We start from the raw sequence: 18,626 nt of genomic DNA on the forward strand, positions 1-18,626 counted from the left end.
TCATGATTCAAAAGGCATTGTCGTGAACAAGGACGCGGAAGGTGCGCCCGATGATCGCGAGATCTCTCCAGATCGTCCAAGCCTGCAGATAAGCGAGGTCGGAATTGATGCGGCTCGCGAGCTGGCCTTCGTTGCTGATCGAGCCGCGAAAGCCGCGCACCTGCGCCAGTCCTGTCAGCCCTGGCTTGGCCGCGTGGCGATCCCAGTAGCGCCGCTCCAGCTCCCAGAAATGCGTGTTCGCAGCGCGCGATTCGATGGCATGCGGCCGTGGCCCGACCACGCTCATTTCACCGCGCAGGATGTTGATGATCTGCGGCAGTTCGTCGATGCTCGTCCGGCGGATGAACGCGCCGACCCGGGTGACGCGGCGGTCGTTCCGCACGGTTGACGTGGTCCCGTCATGATCGCCGGTCTCGGCGCGCATGCTGCGGAACTTGTACATCCGGAACAGGCGATTCCCCTGGCCAATCCGCCGCTGAACGAAGAAGACAGGGCCGCGGCTCTCCAGCTTGATCGCCAACGCCGCGACCAGCATCAGCGGCAGCGTCACCGGTAGGCTCGACAGGACGATCCCGAGATCGAGCGAGCGTTTCAGCACCCGGTCGCCATGGCCGAGGGGGCCGGTCGCCACCACGGTCGTGGTGTGGCCGTCGAACATATTGATGCTGATCGCCTGCATTGCGTCGAGCTCGGGGGTCAGGACCTCCACGATCACTCCGGCGCCACGCAGCGCGCGCGACCACAGATCGCGCCGCTCGGGCCGGCAGGCGACGATTACCCGGTCGGCGCCCTCGATGCGCCGGCCGAGCATGTCGAGCATTGCCGGGTCATCGAGCCGCGGCGAGAGGTTCAGCTGGACGGCGTTGAGGATGGTCGCGCCGGGCGCGAAGGGAACGTCGACGCCGTCGACGATGATCGTCTCTTGCTGGATTGATCCCGGAAGCCAGCGAGTCGAGAGCCAGGCGAACAAGCCCCGCGCGAAAGCGAGCGCGAACAATCCGGACACCAGTGACAGCGCGAGCGCGCCACGCGAGAAATTCTGACCCACTTTCAGATAGAAGACGATACCGAGGATCAGTCCGGTCGAGATCAGGAATGCCATCAGCGCACGTCCGCGTCCGATCGGCGCGCTGCCATGGATCGCCTCACCCAGGCGGAAGGCATGGCCATTGGCCGCGACGAGGAGATAGATCGGCAGGATGATCACCATCAGCTGTCCGAGCTCCGACGCAAAGTCCGCACCGAAACGCACCAGGGTCGCGCCGAGGATCGCCGCAGCGATCGCCGAGACGTCGAAACAGACGAGCAGCAGCCCGAAGCGAAGCCGGAGACGACGCTTGTCGTTCACAGGCCGCGCTTCGAGCGGTACCGCCGCAGGCCGAGCTTCATATCCGAGAGAATCGCAATCCGTCGGTTCGGAGGACTCAGGCGACGAGAAGCTGCCCTCCTCCTCGCGGAGTGGGAAATCATGGTGCGTGGCCGAATGCCTAAACATTCGCACCTCCGCGAGTCTGCGGGAGGATACCGGCGCCTGCACTGCACGCCGGGATCACCGTGTGGCGTCGGGCGGCAAGTTCTGTGTACAATCGCCGGAATTTGCGGGAGGTGGCGTCCGCATCCTTGCCGATGGCGCGCCGCTGGGCGGCATGAGCGATGCGCAGGCGTTCTTCCTCGTCGGTCGCGAGGCGGAGAATGGCGTCGGCCATCGCGTCGCTATCGCCGACAGGGACTGCGATCGCTGCCTCGGGCGCGAAATCCGCGATATGACCGACTGACGTACCGATCGTCGGTACGCCAGCGATCGCAGCTTCGAGCACCACCAGCGGCCCGCCCTCATGGATCGAGCTGACCAGCAATATGTCCGCGCGCTCTGTCCAGAGTCGCAGCCCGGCATGCGGCATGAACCCATGAAACCGGACGTGATCGGCGAGGCCGAGTTCGGCGGCATGTCGCTGGATGGTTCCGCTGAGTGTGTCCCCACCGATCACATCGAGCACAAAAGGCTGGTCGAGATCCCGCAGTCTCGCCGCCGCTCGCAGCATGGTCGCCTGATCCTTCACCAGGTTCAGGCTGCCGATATGGAGGAGCTTCAGCGGCGCGCGCTGGTCGCGACGCGTAGGTGCACGCTGCGGCCACTTGTCGAGCGCCACGCCGTGAGGAATTCGGACGGCTTGAATCCCGACTGCGCTCGCCTGCTCGCACATCGCCGGGCTGGGAGCAGTCACCGCCGCTGCCGACGCGGCGGCGAACCGGATCTTTAGCCGGCTGCGCAGCCGGATCGCACCGCCATAACCGATACTCGGATGGTTCGCGAGGTCACCCCCCGGCAAGGTCAGGACTAGCGGAACGTGCAGCAGATGCGTGGCTATCGCCCCGGCGAAGCCGGACGGCAGCGCCCAGAAGGCGTGGAGTATGTCGAACCTGCCGCGGCGATGCTCTGCGAACAGCATCTTCAGCAGTGTCAGCAATTGCGGCTTGCGCCCTGCGTTGTGGATGGTTGCGCCGAGCAACGGCCAGTGGCCGGGCAGGGGCTCCTGATTGAAGGCGAAGACGTGTACCTCGTCACCGGCACACGTCAGCCGCTCGATCTGCCAGAGCAAATGGGGGATGACACGCTCAGTACCGCTGCGATCGACACCGCCGGGCGTGAGGATCGCGATCTTCATGCCCGCACCGCCGTGCGCGCGAGCGCCGCATAGGCCTCTACCAGGCGGGCACCGACCACATCCAAGGCGAGGTTGCGCTCGAAATGCCGCAGTATCCGGGCGCGAGACCCCTGGTGCATTTGCCGGGTCGCCAGGACGATGGCCGCAGCGAAGGCATTGGCATCGCCCGCCGGGACAAGGGCCCCGACCCTGTCCTCGGTCAGCGCGCGAAAGGGCGGAATATCCGTGATGACCGGGGTGACACCACAGGCCAGCGCTTCGAGCAACGCATAGCCCGAGCTCTCCCGGCGGCTGGCACTGACGAAGATATCGCACGCACGGCACAGTGCCTGGACGCGGCCGTGCGGAACCCGCCCGAGCAGATGGACATGCGCCGCCAGCACCTCATCCTCGCGCAACATTGCCTCTACCTCAGGCAGCAGACCGGTGTCGATGAACGCGCACCAGAGCTGCAGGCCAGGCAATGCTTCCAGCGCCTTTCTCACCGCCTTGAGGACCGTGAGTGGATCCTTGCGGAGATCAAGATGGCCCACCCAGAGCAGGGCCGGCGCGCCGAACACGCCTGTCTCGCGGCGGGCTTCGTCGCGATCGCCTGGCGTGAAATCGCTTGAAGATTCCGGGACTGCCACGACCGGTATGTCTCGTGGGAGGTGACCGCTGCGAACAAAAGGTTCGGCCTGCGCGGGGGAGGTAAAAGCGGCGGCCCTGACCTTGCCATGCCCCCAGCGCCGGAAGCGGCCGATTCGCCCCTCCACCCGGCTGGAATGGTCCTGAATCAGCACCGGCACGCCGAGGTCGCAGACGGCTCGGGCGTGAAAGGGGAAGTCGAGGCCGTTGAAGTGAACGACGTCCGGCGCTTCCCGCCGAACCGCCGCCGCGAGCCGCCACGGCAGGATTCCGGCGCCACCGCCGCGACGCAGACGGGGCTCGGGGACGAAGCGATAGGTCACGTCATCGCGCCGGTATTCGGCTGGGGCGTGGCTTGCCTGCAGCACGGTCACGGTCGCACCGGCCCGCTCTGTGGCGGTCGCGATAGCTGCCACGGTCGGCCAGGCTTTCAGCAAGGCCTCAGGATCGCGCCGCTCCGGGTCGATGACGCAGTTCACCTGGACGACGCGCAACGTCATGCCCGTGCCTCCCGGTCGGGAGCGGGGAGGGTGTGGGCGAGCAAGGCGATCGCCTCGCTAGGGCGCGGCGATAGAGTCAGGCGCCATGCACCGTCGCGAGTGAGCATTTCAAGTGCGGCCTCGATCGGAGTCCGCAGCAGGTCGAACCCGGCTTCGAGCGGGCCACAGCGGCGGAGCGCCTCGGCCTGGTCGATCCGCTCGAGTGCCGCGCTTGGGCCGAAATCCAGGACGCACAATGCCGCCCGGTGCGCGACGGGCGTGCTCTGGGTCGGGCGAACGCGCACCGCAAGTTTGAGCTTGCCGTTGCGGAGGCGCGCAGGACCAACGCCAGAGATGGGCGCGTCGGCCGGGAAGACATGGATCGGGCTCGGGATTCCCCAGACACGCAGACTCGGTGCGGTGCTCACATAGACGGTGTCGTCGGACAGCAGCCTGAAGCCCGCCTGATGCGCCGCCAGTGCAAGGCAGCTCTTGCCGGCGCCAGCGGGGCCGGCGAGCAGGATGGCGAGATCGCCCGCAAGGAAACCGGCGGCGTGGATCGGTGTCCGCCCGCGCCGGGTCACGAGAAACAGGATCACCGGGTCGAGTAGCTTTTGGCGCAACGCGTCACGATCGAGGAGGTAGGTTGCGGAGACCCTGCAACGGGCATGGCCGGTCCGGGCATCGGCCGAGGCAGCGATTCCGCCGCCCTCGATCCAGAGGTGCTGGCCCTCAACCTGAATATCGGGCTCGCCCATCCMGCAGAGCTGCTGATCGAGCACCAGTTCGAGATGGAGACTCCGCACCGCAGGATCGACATCGTCCTCCCAGCCGCGGCACGCCTCGGCGACAGCGTCGAGCAGTTCGGGATCGTTGGTCTCGACCTCAATCGGAATCCCGAGCGGTCGGAAAAATCCCAGCTTCGGCGATCGAACAGCGACGGGCGCGGCCCAGGCGAGGGGCAACGCACCGCCGGATGCGCCCCCCTGCATTGCCTGCCGATGCCCGAAGCTGGTTATGCCGTCCTCCCACCCGCGGTGACCGTTCTCGGTTGGTGGCTCGCGCATCCGAAAAGGTTCAACGCGCTTCGGCTTGATGCGCACTTTTCTGCGTGCGGCTGCGTGCTCGGGAAATTTCCTCGCGATTGATTTGAACCCCGTGCCGCCGTGCCGCCACTAACCGTGGTCAGGCGGGCTGAACCTCCTTCGATAATTCGGGGTCTCTCGCGCTGAAATCGACGGGTCGCTCAGAGGGGTGCATTTGTGATTCTGGTCGCTCATTCCTTCTTTCTGCAGCGCGACCCGAAGCAGTCCGAACGCCTCAAACCCTATCCACCGCTCGCCACGCTGCTCGCCGCCGCGATCCTGCGCGAAGCAGGCCATAGCGTCGCGCTGTTCGATGCGACCTTCGAGCCTTCCGTTGAGAGTTTCGAGGCAGCGCTCGATACGGCTCAGCCAAGCATCGTCCTGTTGATCGAGGACAATTTCAACTTCCTCACCAAGATGTGCACCGAGAGCCGGCGCGGCGATGCGCTCGCCATGATCGCGGGCGCTCGCAAACGCGGTTGCCATGTCGCGGTGAACGGCCCGGACGCATCGGACCATCCTGAACTCTATCTCGGCGCCGGAGCCCATGCCGTGCTGACCGGCGAGGGCGAGTTTGGCGTGGTCGATCTGGTCGCCGCCTTTGCTGGTCACGGCGACATCGTTCAAACCACCGGCCTGATCCTTCCTGCGGTGGCCGGTCGGCCCCGCCGCACCATCCCGCGCCGGCAAGAGCAGGATCTCGACGCGGTGCCGTTACCCGCCTGGGATCTGGTCGACGCTCAGGCCTATCGGCGCGCCTGGATCGGTGCCCACGGCTATTTCTCGTGGAACGTCGCGACCTCGCGCGGCTGTCCTTATAGCTGCAACTGGTGCGCGAAGCCGACTTTCGGCCGCCGCTACAGCCAGCGCTCTCCTGCCAATGTCGCCGAGGAGATGCGTCGGCTCAAGGCCGAGATCGTGCCGGACCATATCTGGTTTGCCGACGATATCTTCGGGATGACCGAGCAATGGATCGTCGATTTCGCGCATGAGTTGCTCCAGCGCGACGCGCACATCCCGTTCATGCTGCAGTCGCGCGCCAATCTGATCGATCCCCGCGTCGCCGAGGCGTTGCGCGCAGCCGGTGCCGAAGAGGTTTGGCTGGGGGTCGAATCGGGCTCGCAGAAGATCCTCGATGCGATGGACAAGGGCACGCGCGTCGACGCTGCCCGACATGCGACCCGGATGCTCAAAAGCAACGGCATCCGCGTCGGCTGGTTCCTGCAGCTCGGATATCCGTCGGAGCAGTGGGAGGACATCGTCGCCACCCGCGACCTCATCCATGATGAGGCGCCAGACGAGATCGGCGTGTCGGTCGCCTATCCGCTGCCTGGCACGATCTTCCACGAACGGGTCGTCGCCGAGCTGGGCGAGCGCCGCAACTGGCGCGACACCGACGAGCTGGCGATGCTGTTCCAGGGAACCTTCGTCACAGCCTTTTACCGGATGGTCCGCGACGCCTTGCACGCTGATGTCTCGGCGCGGTCGGTAGATCACAAGACCTGGACTGATCTGGCTCACCGGGCCGCAGCTTACCGATCGCCCCAACCGGTGCGCGTCGCGCTGTCGGGCTGATCGGGATGGGCTGCGAACTCCTTCCCGCCGGCGCTGCGTTCGATGCGATCGCCGATGCGTTCGATAGCCAGTTCGATCCGTGGCTGAGCGTCGCGGCGCAGCGCCGCGCGGTGCGCCAGGAACTGCTGACTACTTTTCCGGTCGGATCGCGCCTGCTCGAAATAGGCGGCGGCACCGGCACTGACGCCGCGTGGATGGTCGCGCATCGTCGGCAGGTCCTGCTGACCGACGCGTCGCCTGCGATGGTAAAGGCCGCGGCGCTGAAGCTCGGCGAGAGCGCGGCGGAAGTGTTGGCGGCCGAGCATCTTGATCGCTTGGCCGAGCGGGGCGAAAGCTTCGACGGGGCCTTCTCCAACTTTGCGGCGCTGAACTGCGTTGCCGATCTTGCGCCGGTCGGTGCGAGCCTGGCTCGGCTGGTGCGGCCCGGCGGTCACGCGCTGCTCGTCGTGTTCGGCTGCTTCTGCCCGGGTGAGATGGTCGCGGAGGCTGCGCACGGGCGCTTCCGCAACATGTTCCGTCGCTCGAAGCGCGGGGATGTGGCCGCGTCGCTCGGCGGGCGGACATTCACAGTGCGGTATCACCGTCGCCGGGATCTGAACCGGGCGCTGGCACCCTGGTTCAGGCCGGTGGGGGCGAAGGCGATTGGCCTGTTCGTGCCGCCGAGCGCGGCCGAGCCCTGGATATCGCGCCACCCCAGCCTGCTAAACCTGCTCGAAGCCGTAGACCGACGCGCGGCGCGGCCGCTGGCGGGGCTTGGCGATCACATCCTCTATGCCTTTGAGCGGGTCGAGGACGCGCGATGACGGCCGCTTTCTCCGAGGCGCTGGAGCGGTTCCGCCGTGACTATGGTGCACACCGTGCCACAGAAGGGCGCGGTCACGGTGGCGCCGAGCTGCTCAGCCTCCCGTATCTGGCAACCGGCCAGCTGGCGCGCCAATGGGCAGTTCGAGCACGGACCTTCGACGCTTTCCTGCGCAATATCGTCAGGCCGGCGGAGCGGACCCTCGACATTCTCGACCTTGGCGCCGGCAATGGTTGGCTCAGCTATCGCCTCTCGCTTGAAGGGCATCGCTGCACGGCGATCGACATCCGGGACGATGAGGTCGATGGACTGGGCGCGGCTGCCCCGTTCCTTCAGCGAACCGGTTTCTCGTGCCTCGTCGCTTCATTCGATGCCGTGCCGTTGCCGGACGCCTGCGCCGATATCGCCGTCTTCAACGCAAGTCTCCATTACGCGACTGATCTGGAGGCGACGTTTACCGAGGCGACCCGGCTCATCCGCCCGGGTGGCATGATCGTCATTCTCGATTCACCCTTTTACGAGCGGGAAATGGACGGCGCGGCGATGGTGGCCGAAAAACACGCTGCCGCCGCGCTGCGCTTCGGCGACCGGGCGGACAGTCTGCTCGCATTGCCGTTCATCGAATTCCTGACGGTGGAACGCCTTGCCCGCGCTTCCGCATCAACGGGACTCGCGTGGCAGAGAACAGGCGTCCGCTATCCCTTCTGGTATGAGCGGCGGGCGGTCGCCGCCCGGGTCAGCCGCAAACGCGCGCCCTCCCGCTTCGACCTCTGGACGGCGCGGCGGCCATGATCCTGTTCGTCAACCCGCGCGCCACAAGGCCGAAGAACCGACGCTTCCCGCTCAGCCTGATGGCAGTGGGGGCCGCGCTTCCCCAGACGATCAGCTGGGAGATCGTCGACGGGAACATCCCCGGCATCGATGTGCTGGAGACGATCCGCGCCATGGTGGAGGTGCATGCCGCCGGGCCTGATCCGGTCAGGCTAATCGCGCTCACCGTAATGCCCGGTCCGCAGCTCGTCAGCGCTGTGCCGCTGTCCAGGTCGCTCAAGGCGCTCTTCCCCGATATCGCAATCGTGTGGGGCGGCAATTTCGGCAGTCTTTATCCCGCCCCGGTACTCAACGCACCCTATGTCGACTGGCTGATCCGGGGGCAGGGCGAGCAGACCTTCGTCGATCTGCTGAGGGTGCTGGACGGTGAGCTCGACCCGAAGACAGTGGCGGGCCTTGCCTTTCGCGAGGCGGATGGATCGCACTGGATCGGCCCCGAGCGGCTCTGGCTCGGCCCGGCCGAACTGCCCGATCCGCCCTATGATAAGATCGATATCGCCGAATACCTCCACCCGACCTTCCTCGGCCGGCGCTCGGGCGTCTATCAGGCCTCGATCGGCTGCCCCTATGCCTGCAGCTTTTGCGGCGTGATCTCTGTGTTTGGCCGGCGGGAGAAGGTTCAGCCGCCCGAAAGGACCGCGGCGCATCTCGAATATCTGGTGCGCAATCACGGGATGGATTCTGTCCATTTCTACGACAACAACTTCTTCCTGAACGAGGCGCATGCTCGCGAGATTGCCACCGCCTTCATGTCGCTTGGGCTGAGCTGGTGGTGCGAGGCGCGGGTCGATGCGCTGGGGCGCTTCTCCGACGATACCTGGCGGATGCTGAAGGCGGCCGGCCTGAAGATGGTGTTCTGTGGCGCCGAATCCGGATCGGACGAGGTGCTCGCAAAGATGAGCAAGGGGATCACAACTGATCAGATCATGGCCGCCGCCGCCAAGACGCGCGAGCATGGCATCATCCCCGAATTCTCCTTCGTCTTCGGCGATCCTGATGAGCCCGAGCGCGAGATCGAGAACACGCTCGGGTTCATCCGGAAGCTCAAGAACATCAATCCGGCGATGGAGCTGATCACCTATTTCTACACCCCAACGCCGCAGCGCGCCGGCACCTATGGCAATATCGATCCACTGACCGGCACCCCCGACACGCTCGAAGCGTGGATCGAGCCGCAATGGGTCAACTGGATGACTCATGAGGAGCCGATCGTGCCCTGGATGAACCAGGCGCTGCGCGCGCGGATCACCGATTTCGAGACGGTGCTCTCAAGCCGCTTTCCCTCGATCCATGATCGGCGGACGCGGCCATGGGGTAAGGCGGTGGGCAAGATTCTCGCCAAGAGCCGCTGGGAGCGCGGCGACTTCGCGAACCCCGGCCTGCTCCGCCGTGTCCGACAGCTGGCGCAGCGGACGCCTGAGGATCGCCAGGCTTATGGCCATCTCCGTCCCGTCGGCGCCGAGCCGGAGCAGGCTGCATGAGCGTGCTGAGTGCCCGCGAAGGCTATCGCCTCTGGGCGCCGACCTATGCTGGCGAGACAGCGATCAGCCATCTCGAGCAGCAACTCGTCAAGGAAATGACGCCGCCTTTGGCTGGGCTGCGCCTGCTCGATGCTGGCTGCGGCACCAGCCGACGGATGCGAGGCACAGGCGCGGCGCGTGCAGTGGGGGTCGACCTCAGCCCGGAGATGCTCGACGCCGGACTGCGCGAGATGGGGCGCGATCCCACCATCGAGACGATGGTCGGTGACGTCCGCGCGCTTCCGCTGCCGGACAGCAGCTTCGATATGGTCTGGTGCCGGCTGGTGATCGGCCATGTGCCGGATTGCGCGGCCGTCTATGCAGAACTCGGCCGCGTCGCGGACGCCGGCGCGCTGGTGATCGTCACTGACTTCCACCCTGCGGCCTGGGCGGCCGGGCATCGCCGGACATTTCGCTACTATGGGGAGATCGAGGAAGTTGAGCATCATGTCCATGAACTCAGCGACCATGTGGCTGCGGCGGAGGCCGCCGGGCTGACATCGATTGACGTCCGCGAAGCGGCGATCGGTCCCGAGGTTTATGATTTCTACGATAAGGCCGGGCGGTTCAAGCTTTATGCCGCCGATTACGGCCTTCCTGTGGTCCTCGCTCTGGCCTTTCGGCGGGAGCGCTGAGATGCGCTTGCTGATCTCAGCCGGCAATCACGCCGTGGCGGTCGAGCATGGCCGGATCGTCGAGGCGGTCGGGCCGTTCGATCTCACGCTGTCGTTCCCCGACGGCGAGGTTCGGCCGGGCCTGATCAACGCCCATGATCATCTGCATCGCAATCATTATGGACGCCTTGGCCGGCCTCCCTATCGCAGCGCCCGGGACTGGGCGCGCGACATCCAGTTCCGCCACCGCCAGCGCATCGAGATCGGACGGCGGACACCGCGGCGCGAGGCGTTGCTGACGGGTGCATGGAAGAACCTCTTTGCCGGGGTCACCACCGTCGTCCACCATGATCGCTGGGAGCCCGATTTCGACGAGGATTTCCCACTGTCGGTGGTGCGCGTTCGCCAGGCGGATTCACTTGGCATGACCCCGTCCCTCGACCGCATCGACGGTACGGGGCCGTTCTGCATCCACCTCGCCGAAGGGACTGACAGCAAATCGGCTGACGAGGTGCGCCTTCTCGACGCTCGCGGCATGCTCGATGGCGATCTGATCGCGGTCCATTGTGTCGGCGTGGATGCGGATGGCATCGATCGCCTGGTCGAGGCCGGTGCCGCGCTGGTCTGGTGCCCGACCTCCAACCTCTTTCTGTTCGGCGCAACCGCCCCGGCCACCTTGCTGGGCGCCGGGCTGGATGTGCTGCTGGGCAGCGATTCCCGGCTGACGGGGGCAGGCGATCTCCTCGACGAGCTCCGCAGTGCCCGTGCCCTCGGTCTGTTGAGCGACCAGCAGCTGGAGGCTGCGGTGAGCACCACCGCCGCGCGACGTCTCGGCATTGCCGCATCCTCGCTCGATCCGGGCAAGCCGGCTGATCTGATGGTCGTCGCAAAGCCGCTGCTCAAGGCCCGCGCCGAGGATGTGCTGCTGGTGATGGCCGGTGGCGCGCTCCGCGTCGTCAGGCCTGACGTCGCCTCCAGCCTGGGTCGTCTCGCCGATAGCGGGCGGGAAATGCGGAACGGATCGCTGGTGCGCTGGACCAGCACGAGAACCCTGCAACATGCCTGAACGGGAGAATATCATGATGTCGTCACCGACTGCGCACAGGCGGCGGATCGCCCGCACCGCTCGCGGTGCCGGAAGCGCTCTTGCACTGGGCTTTGCATCCCTGTGCTGGCTTGGCATCGCGACCCCCGCAGCGGCTCAGGACACTCCTGCCGTCGTGACCGAAACGCCGCCAGCCGATCAGAAGGACGCGGGCGCGGATCAGGCTCTCCCACCCCAGAGCGACCAGGCGCCGGACAGTGGCTCGGAGACCGACATCTTCTCGCGGCGCACGATTTCGGTGCTGCTCGATGCCCGGCTCGCTTTCGCCAACGGCCACACATCATGGGTCGATGGCGGTCTCGGCAAGACTCGGTTCGGTGGTGCGGCCGATGGCGGCTACAAGTTCCGCGCGGTGCCGGTCGAGGCCGACCTGATCTGGACGCCGCGTTTCACCAATGCGCTCAGCGCCAATGTCTCGGGCGCCTGGCAGCGCGATCAGGAGAATGGTTTCGACCTGATCGAGGCGTTCGTCACCTGGCTCCCGCAATCGAGCGGCAAGGTGAACTTCTCGGCCCGGGCCGGCCTGATGTGGCCGGAGATCTCGCTCGAGCACAGCACCGGCGGGGCGTGGAGCGTCGTCAACACCATCACCCCATCCGCGATCAATTCCTGGGTCGGTGAGGAGGTGAAGGTACTCGGCGCCGAAGCGACGCTGCGGACCAGCATCGGCCAGCATGATTTCGGCCTGACCGGAGCGGTGTTCGGCTTCAACGATACCTCCGGTACCCTGCTCTCGTTCCGGGGCTGGGCGCTGCATGACGAGAAGGCGACCGGCTTCGGCCATTTCCCGCTGCCGCCGCTCAACAGCTTCATCATCCATTTGCAGCAATCCGTGACCCGCTCGACCATCGAGATCGACAAGCGGGTCGGCTTTTACGCCCGGCTCGACTGGCGGCCGCCCTGGCCGTTCGGCGTCGCGCTCTTCTACTATGACAATCGCGGCGATCCCAAGGCCTTCGAGACCACGAACCAATGGGGCTGGCGCACGCGCTTCTGGAATCTCGGCATCAACGCCGATCTCGGCCCGCGGACCAAGCTGCTTGCTCAGGGCATGGCCGGATCGACCATCATGGGCTTCGAGACCCATGGTGTGCCCTGGGTCCATACCTATTTCCGTTCGGCCTATGCACTGGTGACCCAGACGATCGGCAAGGGTGCGATCACCGGTCGCGTTGAGGCGTTCGGCACGCGCGAGCATGGCAGCGAGATGTCGCCCAGCGAAAGCGAGGACGGCGTGGCGTTCACCGCCGCGGGGCGCTATTCGATCACCGATAAGCTGACTGGCCTGATCGAGTTCCTGCACGTCCGCAGCGATCGCGGTACCAGGGTCAATCTCGGCATCCCGGCTTTCGAACGCCAGACCGTGTATCAATTCTCGCTGCGATACCGGCTGTGATCGGGGGAGGGGAGTAAGGGCCATCGGCATCCCGCGCGGGCTCCGCGATGGTGCCGGATCGGCTGCGATTGCTGGCTGTTATGGCATCAATTTTTTGCTGGCTGTTATGTTGGAAAAAACTGCCATATTATCTATTATATATCAATAGCTTATACGACGGCTGGCTGTTATTGAATAACAGCCAGCTAACAGCCAGCATAACAGCCAGCCGACTGGACAGAACAGCCAGCCGAGCGGGCGGAACAGCCAGCCCGGCAAGGGTCGCTTCATCAACATTGTCAAAGAACGGGATCGCACGACGCGGTCGTGCGATCCCTGCGCCACTATCGGGCCGGGTTGAATCAACGATACGTGTCAGCAGGCTTTGTCGCGCTACGTCCTAGGGCTCGCCAGGCTATTGCGCCGCGACCTTCAGCGTGCCGCGCATCGTCGAGTGGAAGATGCAATAAAAGGGGATCGCACCCGCCTTCTGCACCGTCATCCGCGCGCTATGGCCCTGGCTGACGCGCAGGTCGAAGCTCTTGTCACGCGCCGTCGCGGTGTGGAGCACGGTATCGCGGTTGACCCAGACGATCGTGTCGCCGACCTTCACATCAGTCGGCATCGCGCCGAAGCTCATATTGGCCATGGTGATGATGTGCTCGGTCGGCGCACCGGCCGACCCCGCGCTGCCGGTAAGCGCCAGCCCCAACACGCCGAATGTCAGCAAGGCGGCGCGCGCCGTGGCCGGCTTCTTCAGAATTTCAATCAGCATGGTCCAGCTCCTGTGTTGGGGGTGAGAGCTCGCGGTTCATCGCGAGAGTGTCTGCCGGGCGATCTTCCACGCCCGTTTCCGGTACGCGCCGATAAGGTCGGACGCCGATCCCATCCCGGGTGGCACCACATCCGAAAGCAGCTGGCGGAGGATGCTCAGCCGCGTGCCGGACCACATGAATTTCTCGGCGATAGAATAGCGGACTACGCGCTGCGCGTTGGCCGGTGTCAGGCGATCGACCACGTGGCGGACGGCGCCCGGCGTCACCCGAGTGCACCGTGCCATGACTTCAGCCGGGATCGTCCCGGGCACCAGCATCTCGCATAGCCTGAGCGCGGGATAGATCAGCCCGAGCGCTTCCAGTTGCTCGGCCAGCGCGAGGAATGCATCCCAGGACAGCAGGCCGTCAGCGACATCGCGCCGAATGATCAGGGCAAGCTCGACCAGCCGCAGCATATTGAGGCTCTGGAAGCCGCAGCTAGCATGGACCGCGAGCTGCAACAGTAGCAATGGCTGGGCCAGAACATCCGCTTCGGGCACCGGCGACCAGGGGCTCCGCGCGCCACTGGCCAGCGCCTGGTCGAGCTGAATCATCGGCGCGCCAGGCGAATATCGCCGGTTGAGCGAGGTCTGGACATCTACTGACCAGGGGTCATCGGCATGGACGAAACACAAGGAGCGCGGTTCGACCGGAACGTCCGGCAAGCGCCATTCCTGTTGCGGCGGCGGGCCGCGGCTGATCAGGCCGGCTTCGTACCCCAGTGCCCGCATGATGCTGGCCAGCGCCTGCTCGTCGCCCTCGGCAACGAGCAGGTCGATATCCGAAACTGGCCTTGTCCCGGGCTCTGGGAAATACCGTGTGGTGTGCAGGCCCTTCAGCAATGTCACGCCCACGCCAGCTGAGGTGAGTGTGGTCGCGAGCGCAACCGCCTCGGCCGACAGGCGATTCATCCGCAACCTGTTATGCCGGAGGTGAAGGTCGAGTACCGCCGCGACAGGCGGCTTTGCGGCAATCACACCCTGCTCCAGCCAGAAGCCGAGAAGCGGCCCGACCCCTGAGGTGTAGCAGGCGATGCCGATCGCCTCAGGATCACCATCGAGCGCTGTCGTCGCCTGCTGGCCAGCGAGTGTCTCGCGCAGGATTTGCTCGATCGACCGGAGCGCACTCTGCCAGTCGTCAACGGCCACGTCGGGCCATAACCACATTGGCTGGCCCTGTCGGGTCGCCCAGTCGAAACGCGCCCGAACTCTCTCAGGCGGGAGGTCGAAGGCGTCGAGCGGCAGGCTCACCGCCTGGAGCAGATCGACGTCGCCGGCGCTCGCGCCAGGCGCAGACTCGACCGGTTCAGATGCCACGGCCAAGCTGCGGCTATCCGATGATGGAGGGGAGAGGTGCCAGCGACACGAGAACACAAGGCCGGAGGACCGCAGGGGACGTATGACGGATCATCGGGCCTTTCTCCGCTGGCCCCGGTAAGTGCCGGTGACGGCGGATCCGGTTCAATCGCCTCGAAAAGATCGCGCGTTCAGAAGGAGCGGGTCGCGCCTACCACAAGTGCTGTCCTGTCGCGCGGCTCGCCGCCATAATAATCGGATCCGGGCCCGCCGCCCGACAGGTTGAGGTGCACCTCGAAAGCGCCGAGCTGTCGCGACAGGCCGAGGCGCCAGTCATGCTGGTCGCGCCGGTTTCCATAAGGGGCCGGCCGGCTCAGATAGACCAGCGCGCCGATATGCGCGGTGAGATGCCAGTCCTTGGCGGGCTCGATCACACCCTCGATCTCGCCATACAGGGTCGAGATACCGCTGTGGAAATAGTCGGGCGAGAAATAGACGCGGGACGACACGCGCCTCCGCGTGAGGCCCAGATAGAGCTCGGTGTAATGCGCCGCGCGGTCTCCGGCATAGCTGGGCATATATTGCGACCGCAGCACGCCGACATCGATCGAAAGTTTCGAGCTCAACCGGGTCGCGTAGCCGATATTGCCCTGCACCCCGAGCACGCCGGGCCGTTCCCCGCCGAGCACGGCGGTGACGGAACCGTCGACGAAGAAGCCGGTCTTGTCGTCATAATCGAGATTGGCGGTCACGACCGGATGGCCGGAACTCAGCGAGCGGCTGCGGTACCGATAGTCGCTTTCCACAGATATGCTTCCAGCGACCTGCGCCTCGGCAGGGCTCGCGAGAGTGATGCCTGTCGCGATGAGCAGCGCCCATGACCTCGGGTGGCGGAGCAACCTGCCGATGACAGGTCGCCGCAATCCACCAGGCGACCGCGCTGCAATGATCACAAGCTTTGATGATCCGCGGCAAGAATGGCGCAGGCGGCCGATATCCGCGAGCGAGCGATCCGCTGCCGGGAGCGACTGCACAGGAGCTGCCATTCACCAAATACCATCTGCCCCTCCGCTCTGTCGTCGGCACATCGCGGCCGGGGGCATCGTACACCAGCCATGGCGAGGACGGCAAAGATTCATCGGCGAGCACACGGAACGCGCAGTTGCTGTCCCCGAACGAGATATCCGCTCCGGCTTCTACGTAGGTTTACGGATGGGCTCCCGCGACCATAAACGCGATGGCCAGAGCATTGTGGCTGCGCTCTTTTCACTCCAGGTTGCGTCGTGAACGCGGCTGCGGCGCTTGCCGACGACATGGCGTTGTTCATCGACAGTGCGGCGGATCGCGCGCTGTTCCTCACTGACTGTGGGGGACGAATCCGCAGCTGGAATCACGGGGCGACTTTGCTGACCGGCTGGACCGCGACCGAGATCGTCGGACGCGACGTCGCGCTGTTATATCCGATCGCTGATGCCGAGCGCCGAACCGCGGAGCTCGAACAGGCCGCGGCGCTTACCGGCACCACCGTTCGACACGAGGGCTGGCGCCTGCGCAAGGACGGCACTGAGTTCCTTGCGGATGTGACGCTGGTGGCACTTCGCGGACCTGACGGCGATCATCGCGGTTTCGGTCAGAGCATCCACGATATTACCGGCCGCAAGGCGGCCGAGCAGGCGCTGGAACGAAGCGAGATGCTGTACCGCTCGATCCTCGAAACAGTGCCGGACGCGATGGTGGTGATCGACGAGGTCGGCAAGATCCAGTCCTTCAGCAAGGCTGCCCAGCGGCTGTTCGGCTATACCGAGGATGAAGTGCTTGGCCGCAATGTCGATGTGCTGATGCCGAGCCCCTATCGCGAGCGGCACGACGATTATATCGCGCGCTACCGGAACACAGGCGAGCGCCGCATCATCGGCATCGGCCGTATTGTCGTCGGCCGTCGCCGGGATGGCAGCGAGTTCCCGATGGAGCTTTCCGTCGGGGAGGCAAGCAGTGAAGGCCATCGCATCTTTACCGGCTTCATTCGCGATCTGACGGAGCAGCAGCAATCGGCGTTGCGGGTGAAGGAACTGCAGGCCGAACTCATCCACGTCTCGCGGGTCAGCGCGATGGGAACCATGGCCTCGACCCTGGCGCACGAACTCAACCAGCCGCTTGCGGCGATCGCCAATTATCTCGAGGCGAGCCTCGATCTGCTCGACGATCCCTCGGATGAGGCTGCGGCGCAGGTTCGCGAAGCTGTCGATGAAGCGGCGCAGCAGGCGTTGCGGGCGGGCCAGATCGTGCGTCGGCTCCGCGATTTCGTTGCGCGAGGCGAGACCGAGAAGAAGGTCGAGGATCTGCCGGCGATGATCGAGGAGGCGAGCCGCCTCGGTCTCGCCGGTATCCACGAGCGCGGGATTCGCGTGTTCTATCGTCTGGATCCGACGATCGGGCCGGTGGTGGTCGATCGAGTCCAGATCCAGCAGGTGCTCGTCAATCTGTTCCGTAACGCAGTCGAGGCACTGGTCGATCGGAACGAGCGTGACATCGTCGTGACCGCTATCCCTGACCGGGACGGGCTGGTCCGCATCTCCATCGCCGATACGGGGGGTGGGATCGATCCCGCGCTCGCGCCGAAGCTGTTCGAAGCGTTCGCCAGCACCAAGGAACAGGGCATGGGGCTCGGGCTTTCGATCTGCCGGACCATCGTCGAGGCGCATGGCGGCCGGATCTGGGCCGAATCGCGCGAAGGCGGCGGCACCGTGTTTCATTTCACGATCCTCAATGCGGCGAGCGGGGGCACATATGGATAAGCGATTGATTCACCTCGTCGATGACGAGGATGCGATCCGGCGGTCGACCGGTTTCCTGCTCAAGACGTGCGGCTTCGAGGTCAAAGCGCACGAGTCTGGTGTCGCCTTTCTCAAGGAGGTGAAGACGGCTGCGCCGGGCTGCATCCTGCTCGACGTGCGCATGCCGGAGATGGATGGGCTGGCCGTGCAGCAGGAGCTCAACGCGCGCGGCGTGACGATGCCGGTGATCGTGTTGACCGGGCATGGTGACATCGCGATCGCGGTGCGGGCAATGAAGGCGGGTGCGGTCGATTTTCTGGAGAAGCCGTTTGAAAAGGCATTGCTGCTCGATGCAATCGGCCGGGCGTTCGACCGGCTCGACCGACATGAGGATGTGGCTGCATCGGAACAGGAGGCGCGGGTCAGGATCGCAGCGCTGACGGCACGCGAGCAGGATGTGCTGCGCGGTCTCGTCCGCGGGCATCCCAACAAGACGATCGCTTATGATCTGGGCATTTCGCCGCGTACCGTCGAAGTGCACCGGGCGAATTGCATGACCAAGCTCGGCGTCCACAGCCTGTCCGACGCGCTGCGCATCGCGTTCGCGGCGGGGCTCGATGATTAGGTCCGATCGACATTCAGGCCTCGAAAATCCTCTCCAGTGGGAGAGGATAGTGTAGCTTGTCAGCTTGCTGACTAGCGAAACTTGGTGAGGGGCTCCGGGAGCTCTCGATAGCTCCCGGAGCCCCTCACCAACTCCGACTAAGTCGCTGCGCTTCTAAGTCTTCGTATCCTCTCCCAAAGGAGAGGAATTATGTGGCCTTCTGAATGTCGATTGGCCCTAGTCACCTGGAACTGAAGTAAGTTACATTGTAGACTGATCCTGTCTGAACGACGGGAGCGAACGGGATGGCGCGTGGTCGGGCTGTTGAACCACTGATTTTGACGGCAGATGAGCGTAGCTATTTGGAGCGGCAGGTTCGGCGCCATCGGGTAGCGCGCTCACTGTCGGAGCGCTGCCGTATCGTCTTGCGTTGCGCCGATGGCCTGCAAAGCAAGGAGG

Annotated in this window: 16 protein-coding genes and 1 pseudogene; 10 read left to right on the forward strand and 7 right to left on the reverse strand. The window is 65.2% G+C overall.

All coding sequences use genetic code 11. The annotated features are described in order from the left end of the window. Positions 1 to 7: 7 nt before the first annotated feature. From AC1DVS_RS24585 to AC1DVS_RS24600, 4 genes are read right to left on the reverse strand one after another with little or no spacing between them, the layout of a single operon-like run. On the reverse strand, positions 8 to 1,495 hold the full coding sequence (locus AC1DVS_RS24585) for a sugar transferase (RefSeq protein ID WP_478027127.1): 1,488 nt from the start codon (positions 1,493 to 1,495) through the stop codon (positions 8 to 10). Then, entirely contained in the window at positions 1,488 to 2,666 is a 1,179-nt protein-coding gene (locus tag AC1DVS_RS24590) for a glycosyltransferase family 4 protein (RefSeq protein WP_478027128.1), read from the reverse strand. The genes AC1DVS_RS24585 and AC1DVS_RS24590 overlap by 8 nt, the downstream gene beginning before the upstream one ends. After that, positions 2,663 to 3,793, reverse strand: coding sequence for a glycosyltransferase family 4 protein (locus AC1DVS_RS24595; RefSeq protein ID WP_478027129.1), 1,131 nt, complete (start codon positions 3,791 to 3,793; stop codon positions 2,663 to 2,665). The genes AC1DVS_RS24590 and AC1DVS_RS24595 overlap by 4 nt, the downstream gene beginning before the upstream one ends. Beyond that, complete coding sequence (locus tag AC1DVS_RS24600) at positions 3,790 to 4,839, reverse strand: phosphoenolpyruvate carboxykinase (ATP) (RefSeq protein ID WP_478027130.1); 1,050 nt, start codon at positions 4,837 to 4,839, stop codon at positions 3,790 to 3,792. The genes AC1DVS_RS24595 and AC1DVS_RS24600 overlap by 4 nt, the downstream gene beginning before the upstream one ends. A 195-nt stretch (positions 4,840 to 5,034) precedes the next feature. Here AC1DVS_RS24600 and AC1DVS_RS24605 point away from each other — a divergent pair, with 195 nt between their 5' ends. The 7 genes from AC1DVS_RS24605 to AC1DVS_RS24635 are packed head-to-tail and all read left to right on the forward strand — an operon-like array spanning position 5,035 to position 12,700. Continuing rightward, positions 5,035 to 6,432, forward strand: a complete 1,398-nt coding sequence (locus AC1DVS_RS24605) for a B12-binding domain-containing radical SAM protein (protein ID WP_478027131.1) — start codon at positions 5,035 to 5,037, stop codon at positions 6,430 to 6,432. 5 nt (positions 6,433 to 6,437) lie between these two features. Continuing rightward, a complete protein-coding gene (locus AC1DVS_RS24610) occupies positions 6,438 to 7,235 on the forward strand; it encodes a class I SAM-dependent methyltransferase (RefSeq protein ID WP_478027132.1) in 798 nt (265 codons plus the stop codon). Continuing rightward, positions 7,232 to 8,026, forward strand: coding sequence for a class I SAM-dependent methyltransferase (locus AC1DVS_RS24615; RefSeq protein ID WP_478027133.1), 795 nt, complete (start codon positions 7,232 to 7,234; stop codon positions 8,024 to 8,026). The genes AC1DVS_RS24610 and AC1DVS_RS24615 overlap by 4 nt, the downstream gene beginning before the upstream one ends. Further along, positions 8,023 to 9,546, forward strand: coding sequence for a B12-binding domain-containing radical SAM protein (locus AC1DVS_RS24620; RefSeq protein WP_478027134.1), 1,524 nt, complete (start codon positions 8,023 to 8,025; stop codon positions 9,544 to 9,546). Before AC1DVS_RS24615 ends, AC1DVS_RS24620 begins: the two co-directional genes overlap by 4 nt. Next, a complete protein-coding gene (locus AC1DVS_RS24625; protein WP_478027135.1) occupies positions 9,543 to 10,220 on the forward strand; it encodes a class I SAM-dependent methyltransferase in 678 nt (225 codons plus the stop codon). Before AC1DVS_RS24620 ends, AC1DVS_RS24625 begins: the two co-directional genes overlap by 4 nt. A gap of 1 nt (position 10,221) precedes the next feature. Continuing rightward, positions 10,222 to 11,265 carry an amidohydrolase family protein gene (locus tag AC1DVS_RS24630; protein WP_478027136.1) on the forward strand — a complete coding sequence of 348 codons (1,044 nt, stop codon included), beginning with the start codon at positions 10,222 to 10,224 and terminating at the stop codon, positions 11,263 to 11,265. A 13-nt stretch (positions 11,266 to 11,278) separates the two neighbouring features. Further along, a complete protein-coding gene (locus AC1DVS_RS24635; protein WP_478027137.1) occupies positions 11,279 to 12,700 on the forward strand; it encodes a hypothetical protein in 1,422 nt (473 codons plus the stop codon). A gap of 394 nt (positions 12,701 to 13,094) precedes the next feature. Here the strand turns inward: AC1DVS_RS24635 and AC1DVS_RS24640 are convergent, their stop codons facing one another. From AC1DVS_RS24640 to AC1DVS_RS24650, 3 genes are all read right to left on the reverse strand, one after another. Further along, positions 13,095 to 13,454, reverse strand: a complete 360-nt coding sequence (locus AC1DVS_RS24640; protein ID WP_478027138.1) for a cupredoxin domain-containing protein — start codon at positions 13,452 to 13,454, stop codon at positions 13,095 to 13,097. Between the two features lie 36 nt (positions 13,455 to 13,490). Next, entirely contained in the window at positions 13,491 to 14,810 is a 1,320-nt protein-coding gene (locus tag AC1DVS_RS24645) for a nucleotidyltransferase family protein (RefSeq protein WP_478027139.1), read from the reverse strand. A 170-nt stretch (positions 14,811 to 14,980) separates the two neighbouring features. Beyond that, the gene (locus AC1DVS_RS24650) at positions 14,981 to 15,712 is read right to left on the reverse strand and encodes a TorF family putative porin (protein WP_478027140.1); all 732 of its coding nucleotides are present in this window, start codon (positions 15,710 to 15,712) and stop codon (positions 14,981 to 14,983) included. Positions 15,713 to 16,072: 360 nt separating this feature from the next. Between AC1DVS_RS24650 and AC1DVS_RS24655 the strand changes: the two genes are divergently transcribed. The 3 genes and pseudogenes from AC1DVS_RS24655 to AC1DVS_RS24665 form a co-directional block, all read left to right on the forward strand. Then, positions 16,073 to 17,584 carry a PAS domain-containing sensor histidine kinase gene (locus AC1DVS_RS24655; RefSeq protein WP_478027141.1) on the forward strand — a complete coding sequence of 504 codons (1,512 nt, stop codon included), beginning with the start codon at positions 16,073 to 16,075 and terminating at the stop codon, positions 17,582 to 17,584. Next, positions 17,577 to 18,188 carry a response regulator transcription factor gene (locus AC1DVS_RS24660; protein WP_478027142.1) on the forward strand — a complete coding sequence of 204 codons (612 nt, stop codon included), beginning with the start codon at positions 17,577 to 17,579 and terminating at the stop codon, positions 18,186 to 18,188. Before AC1DVS_RS24655 ends, AC1DVS_RS24660 begins: the two co-directional genes overlap by 8 nt. A 284-nt stretch (positions 18,189 to 18,472) precedes the next feature. Next, positions 18,473 to 18,626: pseudogene (locus AC1DVS_RS24665) on the forward strand (IS630 family transposase); the annotation flags it as partial.

This window comes from Sphingomonas sp. P3_C5 (assembly GCF_056402635.1).

Bases quoted from the DNA above. Each gene is read 5' to 3' on its own strand.
- AC1DVS_RS24630 (WP_478027136.1), top strand. From the start codon at position 10,222: ATGCGCTTGCTGATCTCAGCCGGCAATCACGCCGTGGCGGTCGAGCAT.
- AC1DVS_RS24590 (WP_478027128.1), bottom strand. From the start codon at position 2,666: ATGAAGATCGCGATCCTCACGCCCGGCGGTGTCGATCGCAGCGGTACT.
- AC1DVS_RS24625 (WP_478027135.1), top strand. From the start codon at position 9,543: ATGAGCGTGCTGAGTGCCCGCGAAGGCTATCGCCTCTGGGCGCCGACC.
- AC1DVS_RS24620 (WP_478027134.1), top strand. From the start codon at position 8,023: ATGATCCTGTTCGTCAACCCGCGCGCCACAAGGCCGAAGAACCGACGC.
- AC1DVS_RS24595 (WP_478027129.1), bottom strand. From the start codon at position 3,793: ATGACGTTGCGCGTCGTCCAGGTGAACTGCGTCATCGACCCGGAGCGG.
- AC1DVS_RS24585 (WP_478027127.1), bottom strand. From the start codon at position 1,495: ATGTTTAGGCATTCGGCCACGCACCATGATTTCCCACTCCGCGAGGAG.
- AC1DVS_RS24640 (WP_478027138.1), bottom strand. From the start codon at position 13,454: ATGCTGATTGAAATTCTGAAGAAGCCGGCCACGGCGCGCGCCGCCTTG.
- AC1DVS_RS24610 (WP_478027132.1), top strand. From the start codon at position 6,438: ATGGGCTGCGAACTCCTTCCCGCCGGCGCTGCGTTCGATGCGATCGCC.
- AC1DVS_RS24660 (WP_478027142.1), top strand. From the start codon at position 17,577: ATGGATAAGCGATTGATTCACCTCGTCGATGACGAGGATGCGATCCGG.
- AC1DVS_RS24635 (WP_478027137.1), top strand. From the start codon at position 11,279: ATGATGTCGTCACCGACTGCGCACAGGCGGCGGATCGCCCGCACCGCT.
- AC1DVS_RS24615 (WP_478027133.1), top strand. From the start codon at position 7,232: ATGACGGCCGCTTTCTCCGAGGCGCTGGAGCGGTTCCGCCGTGACTAT.